This window comes from Eubacterium multiforme (genome assembly GCF_030813415.1).
GTDB lineage: Bacteria > Bacillota > Clostridia > Clostridiales > Clostridiaceae > Clostridium > Clostridium multiforme.
In genome coordinates this window covers 217,347-232,162 of the sequence record NZ_JAUSUF010000001.1, presented here as the reverse complement: position 1 = coordinate 232,162, position 14,816 = coordinate 217,347, and the positions used below count along the sequence as shown (strand labels likewise).

18 protein-coding genes are annotated in these 14,816 nt (G+C 26.0%); 15 read left to right on the top strand and 3 right to left on the bottom strand.

Features of this window, described 5'->3' with window-relative positions; translation table 11 throughout:
* Positions 1 to 76 precede the first annotated feature (76 nt).
* The 3 genes from J2S18_RS01115 (at position 77) to J2S18_RS01105 (ending at position 2,007) form a co-directional block, all read left to right on the top strand.
* Positions 77 to 226, top strand: coding sequence for a hypothetical protein (locus J2S18_RS01115; protein ID WP_307482119.1), 150 nt, complete (start codon positions 77 to 79; stop codon positions 224 to 226).
* 111 nt (positions 227 to 337) lie between these two features.
* The gene (locus tag J2S18_RS01110; protein ID WP_307482116.1) at positions 338 to 1,399 is read left to right on the top strand and encodes an endonuclease/exonuclease/phosphatase family protein; all 1,062 of its coding nucleotides are present in this window, start codon (positions 338 to 340) and stop codon (positions 1,397 to 1,399) included.
* Positions 1,400 to 1,548: 149 nt separating this feature from the next.
* Positions 1,549 to 2,007, top strand: coding sequence for a peroxiredoxin (locus J2S18_RS01105; RefSeq protein ID WP_307482113.1), 459 nt, complete (start codon positions 1,549 to 1,551; stop codon positions 2,005 to 2,007).
* Positions 2,008 to 2,071: 64 nt separating this feature from the next.
* Here J2S18_RS01105 and J2S18_RS01100 read toward each other — a convergent pair whose 3' ends face one another.
* Positions 2,072 to 2,494: a zinc ribbon domain-containing protein gene (locus J2S18_RS01100; RefSeq protein ID WP_307482110.1), complete on the bottom strand. Its 423-nt coding sequence runs from the start codon at positions 2,492 to 2,494 to the stop codon at positions 2,072 to 2,074.
* A gap of 169 nt (positions 2,495 to 2,663) precedes the next feature.
* Between J2S18_RS01100 and J2S18_RS01095 the strand changes: the two genes are divergently transcribed.
* A complete protein-coding gene (locus J2S18_RS01095; protein ID WP_307482106.1) occupies positions 2,664 to 3,215 on the top strand; it encodes a 2'-5' RNA ligase family protein in 552 nt (183 codons plus the stop codon).
* 95 nt (positions 3,216 to 3,310) lie between these two features.
* Here J2S18_RS01095 and J2S18_RS01090 read toward each other — a convergent pair whose 3' ends face one another.
* Positions 3,311 to 3,517 (bottom strand): heavy-metal-associated domain-containing protein, encoded by a 207-nt coding sequence (locus J2S18_RS01090; protein WP_307482103.1) that lies wholly within the window; start codon positions 3,515 to 3,517, stop codon positions 3,311 to 3,313.
* A 320-nt stretch (positions 3,518 to 3,837) separates the two neighbouring features.
* On the opposite strand from J2S18_RS01090, the gene J2S18_RS01085 reads away from it, so the two are divergent.
* From J2S18_RS01085 to J2S18_RS01040, 10 genes are all read left to right on the top strand, one after another.
* On the top strand, positions 3,838 to 4,617 hold the full coding sequence (locus tag J2S18_RS01085; RefSeq protein WP_307482101.1) for a histidinol-phosphatase: 780 nt from the start codon (positions 3,838 to 3,840) through the stop codon (positions 4,615 to 4,617).
* A 136-nt stretch (positions 4,618 to 4,753) separates the two neighbouring features.
* Positions 4,754 to 5,287, top strand: a complete 534-nt coding sequence (locus J2S18_RS01080; RefSeq protein WP_307482098.1) for a 2'-5' RNA ligase family protein — start codon at positions 4,754 to 4,756, stop codon at positions 5,285 to 5,287.
* A 282-nt stretch (positions 5,288 to 5,569) separates the two neighbouring features.
* Positions 5,570 to 6,886 (top strand): ABC transporter substrate-binding protein, encoded by a 1,317-nt coding sequence (locus tag J2S18_RS01075; RefSeq protein ID WP_307482096.1) that lies wholly within the window; start codon positions 5,570 to 5,572, stop codon positions 6,884 to 6,886.
* Positions 6,887 to 6,967: 81 nt separating this feature from the next.
* Positions 6,968 to 7,885, top strand: coding sequence for a carbohydrate ABC transporter permease (locus J2S18_RS01070; protein WP_307482093.1), 918 nt, complete (start codon positions 6,968 to 6,970; stop codon positions 7,883 to 7,885).
* A gap of 18 nt (positions 7,886 to 7,903) precedes the next feature.
* On the top strand, positions 7,904 to 8,770 hold the full coding sequence (locus J2S18_RS01065; protein ID WP_307482091.1) for a carbohydrate ABC transporter permease: 867 nt from the start codon (positions 7,904 to 7,906) through the stop codon (positions 8,768 to 8,770).
* Positions 8,771 to 8,789: 19 nt separating this feature from the next.
* Entirely contained in the window at positions 8,790 to 9,899 is a 1,110-nt protein-coding gene (locus J2S18_RS01060; protein ID WP_307482088.1) for an ABC transporter ATP-binding protein, read from the top strand.
* Between the two features lie 121 nt (positions 9,900 to 10,020).
* On the top strand, positions 10,021 to 11,460 hold the full coding sequence (locus tag J2S18_RS01055) for an FAD-dependent oxidoreductase (RefSeq protein ID WP_307482085.1): 1,440 nt from the start codon (positions 10,021 to 10,023) through the stop codon (positions 11,458 to 11,460).
* On the top strand, positions 11,453 to 12,346 hold the full coding sequence (locus tag J2S18_RS01050; RefSeq protein WP_307482082.1) for a tocopherol cyclase family protein: 894 nt from the start codon (positions 11,453 to 11,455) through the stop codon (positions 12,344 to 12,346). Before J2S18_RS01055 ends, J2S18_RS01050 begins: the two co-directional genes overlap by 8 nt.
* A gap of 153 nt (positions 12,347 to 12,499) precedes the next feature.
* Entirely contained in the window at positions 12,500 to 12,892 is a 393-nt protein-coding gene (locus J2S18_RS01045) for a hypothetical protein (protein ID WP_307482079.1), read from the top strand.
* A 150-nt stretch (positions 12,893 to 13,042) separates the two neighbouring features.
* Positions 13,043 to 13,918 carry a radical SAM/SPASM domain-containing protein gene (locus J2S18_RS01040; protein WP_307482076.1) on the top strand — a complete coding sequence of 292 codons (876 nt, stop codon included), beginning with the start codon at positions 13,043 to 13,045 and terminating at the stop codon, positions 13,916 to 13,918.
* Positions 13,919 to 14,076: 158 nt separating this feature from the next.
* Here the strand turns inward: J2S18_RS01040 and J2S18_RS01035 are convergent, their stop codons facing one another.
* Positions 14,077 to 14,232: a hypothetical protein gene (locus tag J2S18_RS01035; protein ID WP_307482073.1), complete on the bottom strand. Its 156-nt coding sequence runs from the start codon at positions 14,230 to 14,232 to the stop codon at positions 14,077 to 14,079.
* Between the two features lie 216 nt (positions 14,233 to 14,448).
* Here J2S18_RS01035 and J2S18_RS01030 point away from each other — a divergent pair, with 216 nt between their 5' ends.
* A complete protein-coding gene (locus J2S18_RS01030; RefSeq protein ID WP_307482070.1) occupies positions 14,449 to 14,595 on the top strand; it encodes a hypothetical protein in 147 nt (48 codons plus the stop codon).
* The last annotated feature ends 221 nt before the right edge of the window (positions 14,596 to 14,816 follow it).

The following is a 14,816-nucleotide window of genomic DNA, read 5'->3' as shown; positions in this document are numbered from 1 at the left end:
CCTTTTGTATTTATAAAATTTTATATTATTTGAATATATAGTTATCTTAAGGGGAAAATATTTTTGAGGTGATTATATGTCAAAAAATAATTTTAAAAATAAAATAAGTCCTAAGGCTATGGGAAACTATACAAAGGGAGCAGTAAAGGATTTTGAAGAAAATATAGTAAGCCAAACAGATTATTTAGAGAAGGTTGATAGGGAACTTAAAAATAATAAAAAATAAAGATAGAATTGTAAGTAAAAAAACATCCAAGAGAAGGGATGTTTTTTATTTTTCATAGATTCAAAGTATTTAATTATGTATAATATAATAATCAAACTTAGGAGGACAGATATGAAATTATTTTTAAAATCATTAGCAGGAATAATAGGAGTTATAATAGTTGTAGTATTAGGTTATGTTGGATTTATGATTATATCAGATTATAAACCAGCTAAAGAGGAAACAGTTCAAATTGAAAATAATCAAAAGAAAAAAATAGAATTAAATAAAGAATATACAATTACTTCATTTAATGTTGGATATGCTGGTATGGATAAAAATGTAGATTTCTTCATGGATGGAGGAACTATGTCAAGGGCTATAAGTAAAGAGGCCGTTTTAGAAAATTTAAAAGGTATAGAAAACATAATTAAAAATTTAAATTCAGATTTTTATTATGTACAGGAATTAGATAAAAAATCAACAAGAAGTTATAAGGTAAATGAATATGAAAGTATAAAAAATAATTTTAATAATTATAGTACATCCTTTGCAAAGAACTTTGATGTTCCTTGGGTGCCTATACCACTTACGCATCCTCATGGACAAGTTTTAAGTGGAATAATGACAATGTCTAAATATAATTTAAATTCAGGTATAAGATATGATTTACCAGGGAAAGAGGACTTTTTTAGACAATTAGGAGACCTTGATAGATGTATGCTAGTTAATAGAGTTAAACTTTCTAATAATAAAGAATTAATTTTAATAAATGTTCACCTTTCAGCCTATGATGAAGGTGGAAAGGTTAGAAAAGTCCAACTTGGATTTATTGAAAATTTTCTTCAAAATGAGTATAAAAAAGGAAATTATATATTACTTGGAGGAGATTGGAATCATGAACTTCCAGGTACTGGTTCATCTAATTTTAAAACAATAGAAACACATCCTAATTGGTTACAAAGAATACCAGATGATTTTGCAAAAAAAGGATTTAAAATATATGCAGATAAAAGTGTACCAAGTAATAGAACTGTTATGAAACCATATGTTGAAGGAGAAAATTTAAGATGTGTAATAGATGGTTTTATGGTATCAGATAATATAAAGGTTAAAAAAATTCATGGGAGTGAATATAATTTTAGATATAGTGATCATAATCCAACAACTCTTACTTTTAGTTTGAAAGAATAAAAATAAATTGAAAAATATATTTAAATAGGGATGTATTTTAGATAACCTTAAATAAAGATATTAGTAAATTTCCTAAATAAGTTGAAAAGTTTTAAAAATTATTATATAATAATTATTATTAATAAAATGAAAGCTTGGAAGGTGATATAATGGAAAACAAAAGTTTAGAAAAAGGTATGATGGCTCCAGATTTTACTTTAATGGGATCAGATAATAAAGAACATAAATTAAGTGATTATAGAGGAAAGAGAGTAGTACTATATTTTTATCCAAAGGATAATACTCCAGGATGTTCTCTAGAAGCTCAAGATTTTAAAAATTATAATCAAAAGTTTATAGATAATAATACAGTAATTTTAGGAGTAAGTAGAGATTCATTAAAATCTCATGATAAGTTTATTACAAAATATGATTTACCATTTATTTTATTATCAGATGAAAATGAAGAAGTTTGTAAGTTATATGGTGTATTAAAAGAAAAGAACATGTTTGGTAAAAAAGTATTTGGCATAGAGAGAAGTACTTTTGTTATAGACAAAGATGGAAAAATAGAAGATGTTTATAGAAAAGTAAAAGTAAAAGGTCATGTGGAAAGCTTAATAAAATAAATTTAACATAGTAAAATAGTATAACAAGAATAAAACGGTACTTAATTTAAGTACCGTTTTATTTTTAAGTTTTTATACGAAATTCATGAGAACATCTTCTGCAAGTTACAATTATATGTTTTTTACCTCTAGGTAATCTTAATTTTTGTCCACAATTTGGACATTTAACTATTTTAAATTTAATTTTTTGATCTATTTTATATTTTAGCCTATTAAATAACATTGGTATGCTATCTAAACCTATTCTAGGAAGGTTATAAGGCATTCTTTTTCCAAATTTACTTAAAAGCTTGTTTATAATATCAATAAATTTATTTAGTTCAGCTGTTCTTTTATAAATATTTTTAGAGAAAGTTCTATAAATAACTAATATTAATAAAACCATTCCTAAAATTCTAGTATAACTATTAAATCCTAAAAGACTAATTATTAACAGCATAAAAATTGATAGTATATCAAAGCCGTAAGCACCATAAAATATGTTCATATATTCACCTCTCAAAAATCTATAAAGATATTTTAACATAATATAGTACAATTAGTAAGATTAATGTTACTAATGGAAATTAAAGATATAGTATTATAATAATTAAAGATAATGTATATAATAAAATTTATAGATTTAAAGGGATTATTTTTATATAAGGAGAAAAAATATGAGGTATGTAATAGTTTCTGTAGTAAAGGGTAGTGCTGGAGAATTCAATAATAATTTAAGAAAAGATGTATTTTCTAAATTTAATCTAAAATCTTCTAAGCTTCCAGCTCATTTTACAATTAAAGGACCTTTTGAATATGATAAAGATATTAAAGAATTAGAAAAGATAATTGAAAATGTCTGTAAAAATGAAAAGGCACATTCTTTTAAAATAGATGGATATAATCATTTTGACAATAGAGTAATTTACATGGAAGTAAAAATGTCTAAAGAAGGAAAGTCTGTCCACGATAAATTAATAGACGAAATGGATAAGTTATCTTATATAAATTTTGATAAAAAAGATGGTAAAGATAAGATTTTTCATGTAACTATAGCATCAAAAAAGTTAAAACCTTTATATAATGAAGTGTGGTCTTATGTTAATAAATTTCCTTGTAAGTTTCATTGCTTATTTGATAATATTAGCATTTATAAATGGGAAGAAAATACTTGGAAGTTATATAAAGAATTTAGATTTAATGAATGTATTAAAGGGTTAGACAAATAAAAAGGCAAAATAAAAATTTAATATTTTGCCTTTTAGAGTTTGCAATTTAAAATTATATAGTGTAAGAGTTTAAATGAATTATAGAATTTACAAATTTAATACTCAATGTGATGTCCTGTATTTTCAATACATTCCTCAATTTGTGATTGGTTTGCAGGTTCATTATAAATTACTTCAACACTGCCTCTTCCTAGGTCAATACAAACTTGATTTACTCCGTCAATTTTTTCAAGAGAATTTTTAACTTGAGTTTTAATAGTTTCGCTAGATAATCCATTAACAATATAATGTTCCCTTTTCATATAGCCATCTCCTTTTATAAAAAGTTATAATCATAGTATGTACAAAAGTATAAAAATATATATTTAAATAACCTTGGATATTTAATCATAATTATGTAAAATTATATATGTATTAAAAATAGATTTTAAACTTATAATATGCTTATTTAAAAGGATATGTTTTATGGGAGTATTGATTTTAGATAGCCATTAAAAAAGTAATAATATATATTATATTTAATTCATATTAAATTTATAAAAGTAGGAGAGAGTATACATCTATTTTTATAAGTTTTACTATGGTTTATTGATTAATATATTTTTACATAGGAGGAATAGAAATGAAAAGTAATTATCATACACATAATTATAGGTGTAAACATGCAAAAGGAAAGATTGAAGATTATGTAAAAATGGCAATAGAAGAGGGATTTGATGAAATTGGTATTTCAGATCATCTTCCTCATCCAGGAATGGATATTGATAATGGAAGTAGAATGAATTATGAGGACTTACCAGGATATTTTAAGGAGATAGATGAAGTTATTAAAAAATATGGTGATAAAATATCAATTAAAAAATCTATGGAATGTGAGTATTTCCCTCATTTTGAATGGTTATATAAAGAACTTATAGAAGAGTATAAAGTAGATTATCTTTTATTAGGAGCACATTTTTTTCCTTATAATGGAGAGTGGCTTTATGTAGGAAGAGCCAATTTAACTCCAGAAAAGTTAGATTGCTATGTAGATTTTGTAGTAAAATCTATGAAGACAGGATTATTTAAATGCCTTGCTCATCCTGATCTTTTTGGACTTGATTACATAAATTGGGATGAACATGCAATTAAATCATCTAGAAAAATACTTAAGGCAGCAGAAGAGTTAGACATGCCTATAGAAATAAATGTTAATGGATTTAGAAAACCTAAAGTTAAATATAATAATGGAGAAAGATACAGCTATCCAATAAAGGATTTTTGGCAGCTTGCAAAGGAGTATAATGTAAAGATAATTGTTGGAATTGATGCACATAACCCTTGTGAAATGGCAGATTTAGATATGGGTCTAAACTTTGCAAAGGAACTTGGCTTAAAGGTAATAGATAGATTATACATATAGTAATAAAAGGTAATTAAGTAAATTTTATATTATAAAAAAAGAAATTTAAAATCTAAAGGTAAAAATGTGGTAAAATATATCAAGAAGAAGTTTATAATTTTAGGTATATAAAAGAGGATTACTTTGGAGGAATAATATGTATGTAGTAGATATATTTCTGGATAGAAAGGCATCGAGATATGTTGAATCTATTTGGAAAGCTTTAAGTGATAATGGAATTGATTCAAGTTTAAGCAATATGGAGGGACTTTCTCCACATATTACTTTAGCAATTTATGATGATATAGATAAAGATAAATTTATAGCCAAAATGAAAGAATTTAAATCAAAGATTAATGTTATAGATACAAAATTTGATGTTTTAGGTGTTTTTCCAACTACAGGAGCTTGCATAACAACACCAGTAGTTACTGAGGAACTACTTGCTCTTCATAGAAAATATTATGATTATTTCAAAGAGTTTAATAGTAATGCAAGAGCTTATTATTTACCAGATAATTGGAATCCGCATTGTAGTTTAGCAATGGGATTAGATAAGGAAAAGCTTATGGATGCTTTTAAGTTTATTTTAAATATGTATGAACCTTTTGAGGCAAGTTTAGAGGGAATTGCTTTATATGAAATAGAAATGGAAAATGGTAAGTTTACAGATAGTATAAGATTATTTTAAATATATAAAAAAGAGTTATTTTACTTATTAATTTATGAGTAAAGTAACTCTTTTTTTGTTTAATAAATTAAAAAAGTAACCTTTAATTTTAAAACAGAAAAAATTATTTGAAATTAATTTATATACAAGTAATAACATAAGTAAACTTTGAATAAAATTAGATATCAAAGGAAGTTACAATAAAAAAATAAAGTAGAGGAAAATTTAATTGAATGGTATTTAAATGGAGTTTTAATATGCAAAACATATTTAAAATAAAAATTATATAGGGGGAATTATTTTATGAGAAAAATAAAATTATTATCAACTATACTTGCAGCTACTTTGAGTATATCATTGTTAGCTGGGTGTGGTGGAAAAAAGGCAGAGGAGAAGGTTTCATCTAATCAAGTAGAAATAACTTGGTGGGCTTTTCCAAACTTTGAAACTAAAGATGGGGTAGTTGGTAAGTACGAAGAAGAGATAGCAGAAGATTTTATGAAAAAGAATCCAGATATAAAAGTTAATGTAGAAATGTTATCTTTTAATGGCGGTGGTGAAAAAATAAATTCAGCAATAGCTTCAAAATCTGCACCAGATGTTTTATATGATGCACCAGGAAGAATAATTGATTATGCAAGAATTGGGGCATTAGCACCAGTAGATGATATGATAAAGGATTTAAAAGGTGATGTATCAGAATCCATTCTTCAAGGTTGTAAATTAGATGACAAGTACTATATGTATCCATTTAATACAACTAATTTTATGATGTCTGCAAATAAGCAAATGTTTGAAGAAGCTGGATTATTAGATATGCTTCCTTTAGATAAAAAAGATAGACAATGGACAGTAGAAGAATTTGAAAAAGTATTAAAAGCTATTAAGAAAGCAAAACCAGAAGTAATGCCATTAACATTCTTTAGTAAAAGTACAGCAGGGGATCAAGGTACAAGAGCATTTGTTGCAAACCTTTACGGAGGAAGTGTAATGAATAAAGACCAAACAGCTTATACTTTTGATAAACCTGAAGCTATAAAATCAATGGAATGGGTTAAAAAAGCAATTGATGAGGGACTTATTGGAAAGGGAACTGAAGCTTTAGCTTCAAATGATGCAATTGATTTATACTTACAACAAAAAGCTGCTATAAGCATATTATCTTCAACTGGTTTAATAAAGAGCAATCAATCAAAAAAATCAACTCAATTTGATGATATTTTATTACCAATACCTGCACCAAAGGGAAAACTTGCTTTAGAATCTCTTATTGGTGGATTATGTGTATTTGATAATGGTGATGAAGGAAAAATAGAGGCTTCAAAAAAATTCATAGATTTCTTATGTAATGATGAAGCATGGCAAAAGAAAAATTTAAAAGCTACTGGAACATTTTCAGTTAGAGATTCTGTAAAAGGATTATATGATGATAAAGAAATGAAATTTGCAGAAGGTATGGGAGCTTATACTGCTAAATATTATAATACAGTAAATGGATTTGCTGAAATGAGAACTCATTGGTTCCCAGCACTTCAAGAAATTACTTTAGGAAAAACTTCTCCTAAAGAAGCTTTAAAAACTTTTAATGACAAGGCAAATGAAACTCTTAATAAAAAATAATAGAAAATAGTTTATGAAGGGGAGTATAAAAAATACTCCCTTCATAGTAACAGAGAGAGAATAAAGAGAGGATGGTTTCATATGAGCACTGTATTAAAAGATAATAAAAAAAGTAAAAAGCGTCATAATAAATTGGCAAGAAAAGAATGGATAGCAGCCTATTTATTTTTATTACCAGCAGCTATATTTTTCTTTGGATTTGTAATACTACCAATGATTGGTGGAGCTGTTATGAGCTTTTTCGATTACAATCCAAAAACTTCAGAATTTATAGGTTTGCAAAATTACATTAATATATTTCAAGATGAAGTATTTAGAAAATCCTTATGGAATACTTTGTTTTTAGTTATTGGAAATGTTCCTGTAGTAGTAGTTTTTTCTATGTTTGTTGCTTTAACTATCTTTAAAAAATCTTCAAAGGTTAGATCATTTTTTAGATCAATTTTCTATCTTCCAGCAATAGCATCTGTAGTAAGTATTACAGTTGTATGGGGCTGGATATTCCACCCTAATTATGGAATATTAAATTATGTTCTAAGTTTTTTTGGAGTAGACCCACAGGTATGGCTTGGAGATCCTAGTATTGCAAAATGGGCAATATTAATGGTTCTTGTTACATTATCTGTTGGACAACCAATAGTTCTTTATATGGCATCCCTTGGAAATATACCAAAGGATTATTTAGAGGCAGCAGAAATAGATGGAGCTAACTCAAGGCAAGTATTTAGACATATAACATGGCCATTATTAAAGCCAACTACATTATATATAGTTATTATAACTACAATAAATTCTTTCCAATGTTTTTCACTTATTCAATTATTAACAGCAGGTGGACCAAACTATGCAACTACTACAATTATGTATCAAGTTTATGAAAGATCCTTTACTTTAGGACAATATGGACTTGCTTCATCTATGGGAGTTGTTCTTGCAATTATAGTTATGGCAATATCAGTAATTCAATATAAGTATTTAGGTACTGATGTGGAATATTAAAGAAAGGAGAAAAAAGAAATGTTATTTAAAAAGAAAAAAGAAAAAGAAGAATTATATGATTGGAGAAATCAATGGACTCCAAAACATATTATGTCCTTTATGGTATTATGCTTATTTACTGTAATATTTATTTTTCCTTTCTATTGGATTATAACAGGTGCCTTTAAAGATCAAGGAGCAGCAATAGCTATGCCACCACAGTGGTTTCCAGCAGAACCTATAATGCAAAATTGGTTAAGCTTAGCTAAGCAGCCTTTAGCAAGATGGACATTTAATAGTTTCTTTATAGCAATTTCTACAACTTTTTTAGTTTGCTTAACATCAGCTTTAGCAGGATATGTTTTAGCTAAAAAAAGATTCCCAGGAAGGAAGATAGCTTTTTGGTTACTTATAGTAGCAATGGCACTTCCAAAGCAAGTAATAATGGTTCCATTATTTAATATATTAACTAGTTTAAATTGGATAGATACTTATAAATCATTAATACTACCAGCTGTAGGATGGCCTTTTGGAATATTTTTAATGAAACAATTTAGTGAAACAATACCAACTGAATTAATAGAAGCTGCTAAAATTGATGGCTGTTCAGAACTTAGTATATTTAAAAATATAGTAATTCCTATAGTTAAACCAGGTATAGCAGCCCTTGGAATATTTACTTTCATAAGTTCTTGGAACGACTATTTTATGCAATTAATATTAATAAGAAGTAAAACAATGCAAACTCTTCCTTTAGGAATAGCTACAATGCAATTAGAGTTTGCAACAGATTATGGACTTATGATGGCAGGTGCTGCTTTAGCATCAATACCTATGATAATAATATTTTTAATGTTCCAAAAATCCTTTACTCAAGGAATAACAATTGGAGCTGTAAAGGGTTAATAAATTAGGAGGTAATATTATGTCAGGAGTAGTATTAAAAAATATTGAAAAAGTTTATGAAAATGGATTTAAAGCGGTAAAAGATTTTAATTTAGAAATTAAAGATAGAGAATTTATTGTTTTTGTTGGACCTTCAGGTTGTGGAAAATCAACAACTCTTAGAATGATTGCAGGACTTGAAGAAATATCAGAGGGAGAATTATATATAGATGGCAATATTGTAAATGATGTAGCACCTAAAGATAGGGACATTGCAATGGTTTTTCAAAATTATGCACTTTATCCTCACATGACAGTAGAGGAAAATATGGCATTTTCCTTAAAGCTTAAAAAAATACCTAAAGAAGAAATAAAAAGAAAAGTAAGGGAAGCAGCTAAGGTTTTAGATATAGTACACTTACTTGACAGAAAACCTAAAGCATTATCTGGAGGTCAAAGACAGAGAGTTGCTATGGGAAGAGCTATAGTTAGAAATCCTAAAGTTTTCTTAATGGATGAGCCTCTTTCAAATTTAGATGCAAAATTAAGAGTTCAAATGAGAACAGAAATAGCAAAATTATATAACGAATTAAATACCACATTTATATATGTTACTCATGATCAAACGGAAGCTATGACTCTTGGCACAAGAATTGTAGTTATGAAAGATGGAGTAGTTCAACAAATTGCTGCGCCAAAGGAAATATATGAAAAACCTAAAAATTTATTTGTAGCAGGATTTATAGGAAGTCCTCAAATGAATATATTAAATGGGGAGTCATATGAAAAGGAAGGTAAAGTATATTTAAAACTTTTAAATACAGAAATAGAATTACCAAAGGAAAAGGGAGAAATTCTTAAGAAAACAAATAATTTAAATGCAAATTTATTTGTTGGAATAAGACCAGAAAATATTAGCTGCAAAAAAGAAGATATAGAAAATAAAGAAAACTCTGTATTTAAACTTAATATAGAAGTATCAGAAAATTTAGGGGCAGAAACTTACCTTCACCTTAAGAGCGAAGATAAAACAATAATAATAAAAACTGCAACAGCTGATAATATAAATACAAAGGGTTTAGTAGAATTTGTAATGGATTTAAATAAACTTCACATATTTGATAAAAATAGTGAAGAAACAATATTTTAATAAACTAAATAATATATTATGAAAAGTAACATCATTTGTTAAATTTACAGGTGATGTTATTTTTATGGAATAAATTGAATTTAAATAATAAAAAATGGAATACTAACTAAGAGGTGATTTTATGAAATCAGTATGGAGTGAAAGTTTAAAGTTAAGAAAGAGAGAAACTTTAAGTAAGGATATAGAAAGAGATGTAGTAGTAATAGGTGGAGGTATTGCAGGATTATTAATAGCATATTTTTTAAAGAAAAAAGGAAAAGATGTAGTAGTTATTGAAGCTAAAGAAATTTTAAGTGGTAATACAAAAAATACTACTGCTAAAATAACATCACAGCATGACATAATTTATAGTAAATTAATAAAAGATTTTGGTAAAGATAAAGCAAAAGAGTATGCATATGCAAATGAACTAGCAATAAAAAAATATAAAGAAATAATTAAAGAAGAAAATATTAATTGTGATTTTGAAGAGATGCCAGCTTATTTATATTCATTAGATAATATTGATTTACTTAAAGAGGAGTTAGAGGCAGCGAAAGCTTTAGGAATAGATGCTGAATTAGTATATGATTTAAAACTTCCTTTAAAGATTAAAGGAGCATTAAAGTTTAACAATCAAGGACAGTTTAATCCCCTTAAGTTTTTAAATGAAATAGCGAAAGAGTTAGTTATTTATGAAAATACAATGGCAGTAAATATTGAAGAAAATTTAGTTGTAACAAATAAGGGAAAAATAAAAGCAAATAATATAGTAGTTGCTACCCATTTCCCATTTTTAAATGTTCCTGGTTATTATTTTATGAGAATGCATCAAGAAAGATCCTATGTAATAGCTTTAGAAAATGCAGATGACGTTTGTGGAATGCATATTGATGTTAATAAAAATGGATATTCCTTTAGAAATTATAAGGATTTATTGTTATTAGGTGGAATTCCAAAAAGAACTGGTCAAAATGAAAAGGGTGGAAGTTATGATGCTTTAAGGAAAATAGCGAAGGAACTTTATCCAAAATCCAAGGAAAAATATTGTTGGTCTGCTCAGGATTGTATGCCTTTAGATGGGATACCATATATTGGACAGTATTCAGAGAAAACACCTAATTTATATGTAGCCACTGGATTTAATAAGTGGGGAATGACTAGTGCTATGGTATCTGCAATGATATTAAGTGATATGATAACTGGAAAAGAAAATAATTTTTCAGAAATTTTTTCTCCAAAAAGATTTGACATGTCCTTATCAATTAATAATTTAATAGAAGATGGATTAGAAACAGCAAAAAATTATATAGCACAAAAGATATATATTCCAGATAGTGAATTAAAGGATATTAAAAATGGTCATGGAGGAGTTATTGAATATAAAGGAGATAAAGTTGGTGTATATAAGGATAAGGAAGGAAAAGGATTTTTTGTAACAACTAAGTGTCCTCATTTAGGCTGTGAACTTCACTGGAATAGTGATGAATTAAGTTGGGATTGTCCATGTCATGGTTCAAGATTTGATTATAAAGGAAATTGGTTAGGGGGACCAGCAACTAAAGGTCTTAAGGATGATTAATTTTCATGGGAATCATAAAAAAAAGAAATTTTTTGAAGGATGGTATTTTAAGCATCAAAGAAAAGATAATACAATAGCCTTTATTCCAGGAATAAATATAGATAGTAGGGGTTACAAATATGCTTTTATTCAAGTTATAACAAGTAAGCTATCTTATAATATTAAATATTCATTTTTAGATTTTAAGGTAAGTAAAAATGAATTTAAAATAAAAATAGGAAATAATATTTTTTCAAAAGATGGTATTTATATAGATATAAAGGATGAAAATTTAATAATAAAGGGAGAGGTAAAATATGGAGAATTAACACCGATAAAATATGATATTATGGGACCTTTTAAATATGTACCATTTATGGAATGTAACCATGGAGTTTTAAGTATGTATCATAAATTAAAGGGAAAATTTATTATTAATAATGAAGAAATAAATTTAAATAATGGAATAGGATATATTGAAAAAGATTTTGGAACTTCCTTTCCAAAGGAATATTTATGGGCTCAATGTAACTTATTTGAAAATACCACAGAAGATTATAAATGTTCAATAATGGCATCCGTTGCAAATATACCTTTTATGGGAGGAAATTTTAGAGGTTGTATATGTATTGTTTATTATAAAGATAAGGAATATAGATTAGCTACATATAATGGAGTTAGAGTTTTAAAATATAGTAATGATTCATTAGTATTAAAAAGAGGAAAATATAAATTAGAAATTAAAGTAATGAGCCAAAAACCACAAAAACTTTTAGCACCTTTAAAGGGGAATATGGAAAAAATAATACATGAAAATTCAGCCTGTAGGGCAACTTTTAAGTTTTATATAAATAAGAAATTAGTTTTTAATCTTTATAGTAATAATTGTAGTTTTGAATATGTCTAATAATGTATAATTATAATACAATAAATAGATATTTAGGAGATGAAATTCACTTAAACCTATTATTTTGAATACACTAATATTAAGTAGGGATATCTTAAAATTTTTTAAGATAGCCCTTTAAATGCTTATAAGGAAGTAGGTGTATTTTAAAATATGGAAAGATTAGAAAGAATTTTTAAAGAAGCTTCCCTTAGAGCCGTAATTTTCTCAAAAAATAATTTGGGAATAAAATTAGATTTTTCAGAGGAAAGTTTAAATTTCCTTGATGATATATTAGAGGTATTTCATAAAGAAATTGAAATGGATACTATTGATAATGATAAAGTAATAGATTTATCAATGGCATTTGGAGGATACCTTGGAGAAGTAATAAGTAAAAATATTGGAGGCGTATGGGAAGAAAACAATGGAAAAACAATATTTTTAGAAGTTTATGATAATAAAGTATTACCCCTTAATATAGTTTATAAAAGAATAAATATTGGAGAAAGAGCCTCTGTAAAAAGATGGTATACTAAGTTTAAGGAAAAGGTATGTTATATTTGAAAAGAGTGAAAAAACTAAGCTAGTAATTTTTGATATTACTAGCTTAGTTTAATTATTTTATTAATATATGATTTTATTTAAATTATTAACTAATAAAGTTATAAAATAGGTTATAATAAAAGAATTAATAAAAATTATAGGAGAATGAAAATGAAAAGATTTAAAAAGGTATATATTGAGACAACTAACATATGTAATTTAAGTTGTAATTTTTGTCCAAAAACAAAAAGAAAATTACAATTTATGAATAGGGAGTCTTTTGAAAAAGTAATAGAAAGTATAAAACCTTATACTGATTATGTCTATTTTCATTTAATGGGGGAACCATTTTTAAATAAAAATTTAGAAAGTTTTTTAGATATAAGCAATAGATATGGATTAAAAGTAAATATAACTACAAATGGAACTTTAATAAATAATGTCAAGGATATTTTATTAAAAGCTAAGTCATTAAGACAAGTAAATATATCCCTTCATAGCTTTGAGGCAAATGATAATAATATATCTTTAGAAGAATATTTAGATAATGTTACAAAATTTATGTTAGAAGCAAATGAAAATACTAATATAATCACATCTATAAGACTTTGGAATATGGATAGTGAGGAAATAAAGGGAAGTAATAAATATAATGAATATATTATTAGTTCCATAGAAAAGAAATTAAACCTTTCAATAAATTTAAAAGAAGCCATTTCAAAAAGTAGAGGCATAAAATTAAAAGATAGAATGTATTTAAATATGGCAGAAAAATTTGAGTGGCCAGATATTAATAAATTTGATATTGATGATGAGGTATTTTGTTATGGGTTAAGAGATCAAATGGGTGTGTTAGTTGATGGAACTGTAGTGCCTTGTTGTTTAGATAGTGAAGGAAATATTCCGCTTGGAAATATATTTAAGGAAGACTTAAAGGATATTCTAGAATCAGAGAGAGCAAAAAACTTATATGATGGATTTTCAAAAAGATGTGCAGTGGAAGATTTATGTAAAAAATGTGGTTATGCAAAAAGATATAAGAAATAGTTGCAAATATTATTAAAAGATGATATATTTAATGAGCAGTTGGTACGTAAAGTGCTAATTTTGGAGCTTAGTGGACTTTCGCCGGTGACTAAGCTCCATTTATTTTACAATAATTCACAATAAAGCTTTAGATTCTATAATCTATGGCTTTTTTTATTTTAAAATCCTTCTCTTTTAGCTTCAATTCCGCTTTCATTTATTCCAGGTTCCTTTGTTGTTGTAGTAAATGTATTCTTTGACCAATGCTGCTTATGCTTAAAACCATTAGCATTATAGTTTTCTTTAGAATAAACCCTTTTATGTTTGCTTTTCATAATATCACTCCTTTAAAAATTTTATTCATTTATAGTATGGTGAGTAACTGCAGTTTTTATATTATATTAATAATTCATTTTTTAATAAAAAAAGGTTATTTAAATATAATTTATATTAAGTAAATTTATTGGAATAAAAATGACATAAGAAGAATATAAATTTATTATAAGGAAATAATAATGGTCAGTATTAAATAAAAGGAGGAATATAAAATTATGGATATTAATTCTATACCAAATATAGATAGTTATGTAGCAAAATACATGGATGAGAATGGATGTAGCTTTGAAGATGCTTGTAATGATCTAGGATTAGACAAGGAACTTGTATTCAATCAAAAATATAATAAGGAATTTGAATAAGAAAGGGCTACTATAAAATTAATATATTTAATAAAATAAGCAAAATAGTAAATTAATAAGAATAATACAATTTTAATTATATTATTTCTTAAGGGTTTATTATTTTGCTTTTTTATTTATAATTATATTTTAGGTAAAGTATTTTTAATAAAAAATATAATATTATTTTTTCATAATTATAGTGATTGTAAGGTTAAGGAAATTTATTGGATTTTTAATTA

Coding starts and splice junctions, on each gene's coding strand:
- J2S18_RS01045 (WP_307482079.1), top strand. CDS start 12,500: ATGGAAAGATTAGAAAGAATTTTTAAAGAAGCTTCCCTTAGAGCCGTA.
- J2S18_RS01100 (WP_307482110.1), bottom strand. CDS start 2,494: ATGAACATATTTTATGGTGCTTACGGCTTTGATATACTATCAATTTTT.
- J2S18_RS01040 (WP_307482076.1), top strand. CDS start 13,043: ATGAAAAGATTTAAAAAGGTATATATTGAGACAACTAACATATGTAAT.
- J2S18_RS01055 (WP_307482085.1), top strand. CDS start 10,021: ATGAAATCAGTATGGAGTGAAAGTTTAAAGTTAAGAAAGAGAGAAACT.
- J2S18_RS01065 (WP_307482091.1), top strand. CDS start 7,904: ATGTTATTTAAAAAGAAAAAAGAAAAAGAAGAATTATATGATTGGAGA.
- J2S18_RS01030 (WP_307482070.1), top strand. CDS start 14,449: ATGGATATTAATTCTATACCAAATATAGATAGTTATGTAGCAAAATAC.
- J2S18_RS01105 (WP_307482113.1), top strand. CDS start 1,549: ATGGAAAACAAAAGTTTAGAAAAAGGTATGATGGCTCCAGATTTTACT.
- J2S18_RS01090 (WP_307482103.1), bottom strand. CDS start 3,517: ATGAAAAGGGAACATTATATTGTTAATGGATTATCTAGCGAAACTATT.
- J2S18_RS01095 (WP_307482106.1), top strand. CDS start 2,664: ATGAGGTATGTAATAGTTTCTGTAGTAAAGGGTAGTGCTGGAGAATTC.
- J2S18_RS01115 (WP_307482119.1), top strand. CDS start 77: ATGTCAAAAAATAATTTTAAAAATAAAATAAGTCCTAAGGCTATGGGA.
- J2S18_RS01060 (WP_307482088.1), top strand. CDS start 8,790: ATGTCAGGAGTAGTATTAAAAAATATTGAAAAAGTTTATGAAAATGGA.
- J2S18_RS01035 (WP_307482073.1), bottom strand. CDS start 14,232: ATGAAAAGCAAACATAAAAGGGTTTATTCTAAAGAAAACTATAATGCT.
- J2S18_RS01080 (WP_307482098.1), top strand. CDS start 4,754: ATGTATGTAGTAGATATATTTCTGGATAGAAAGGCATCGAGATATGTT.
- J2S18_RS01085 (WP_307482101.1), top strand. CDS start 3,838: ATGAAAAGTAATTATCATACACATAATTATAGGTGTAAACATGCAAAA.
- J2S18_RS01110 (WP_307482116.1), top strand. CDS start 338: ATGAAATTATTTTTAAAATCATTAGCAGGAATAATAGGAGTTATAATA.
- J2S18_RS01070 (WP_307482093.1), top strand. CDS start 6,968: ATGAGCACTGTATTAAAAGATAATAAAAAAAGTAAAAAGCGTCATAAT.
- J2S18_RS01050 (WP_307482082.1), top strand. CDS start 11,453: ATGATTAATTTTCATGGGAATCATAAAAAAAAGAAATTTTTTGAAGGA.
- J2S18_RS01075 (WP_307482096.1), top strand. CDS start 5,570: ATGAGAAAAATAAAATTATTATCAACTATACTTGCAGCTACTTTGAGT.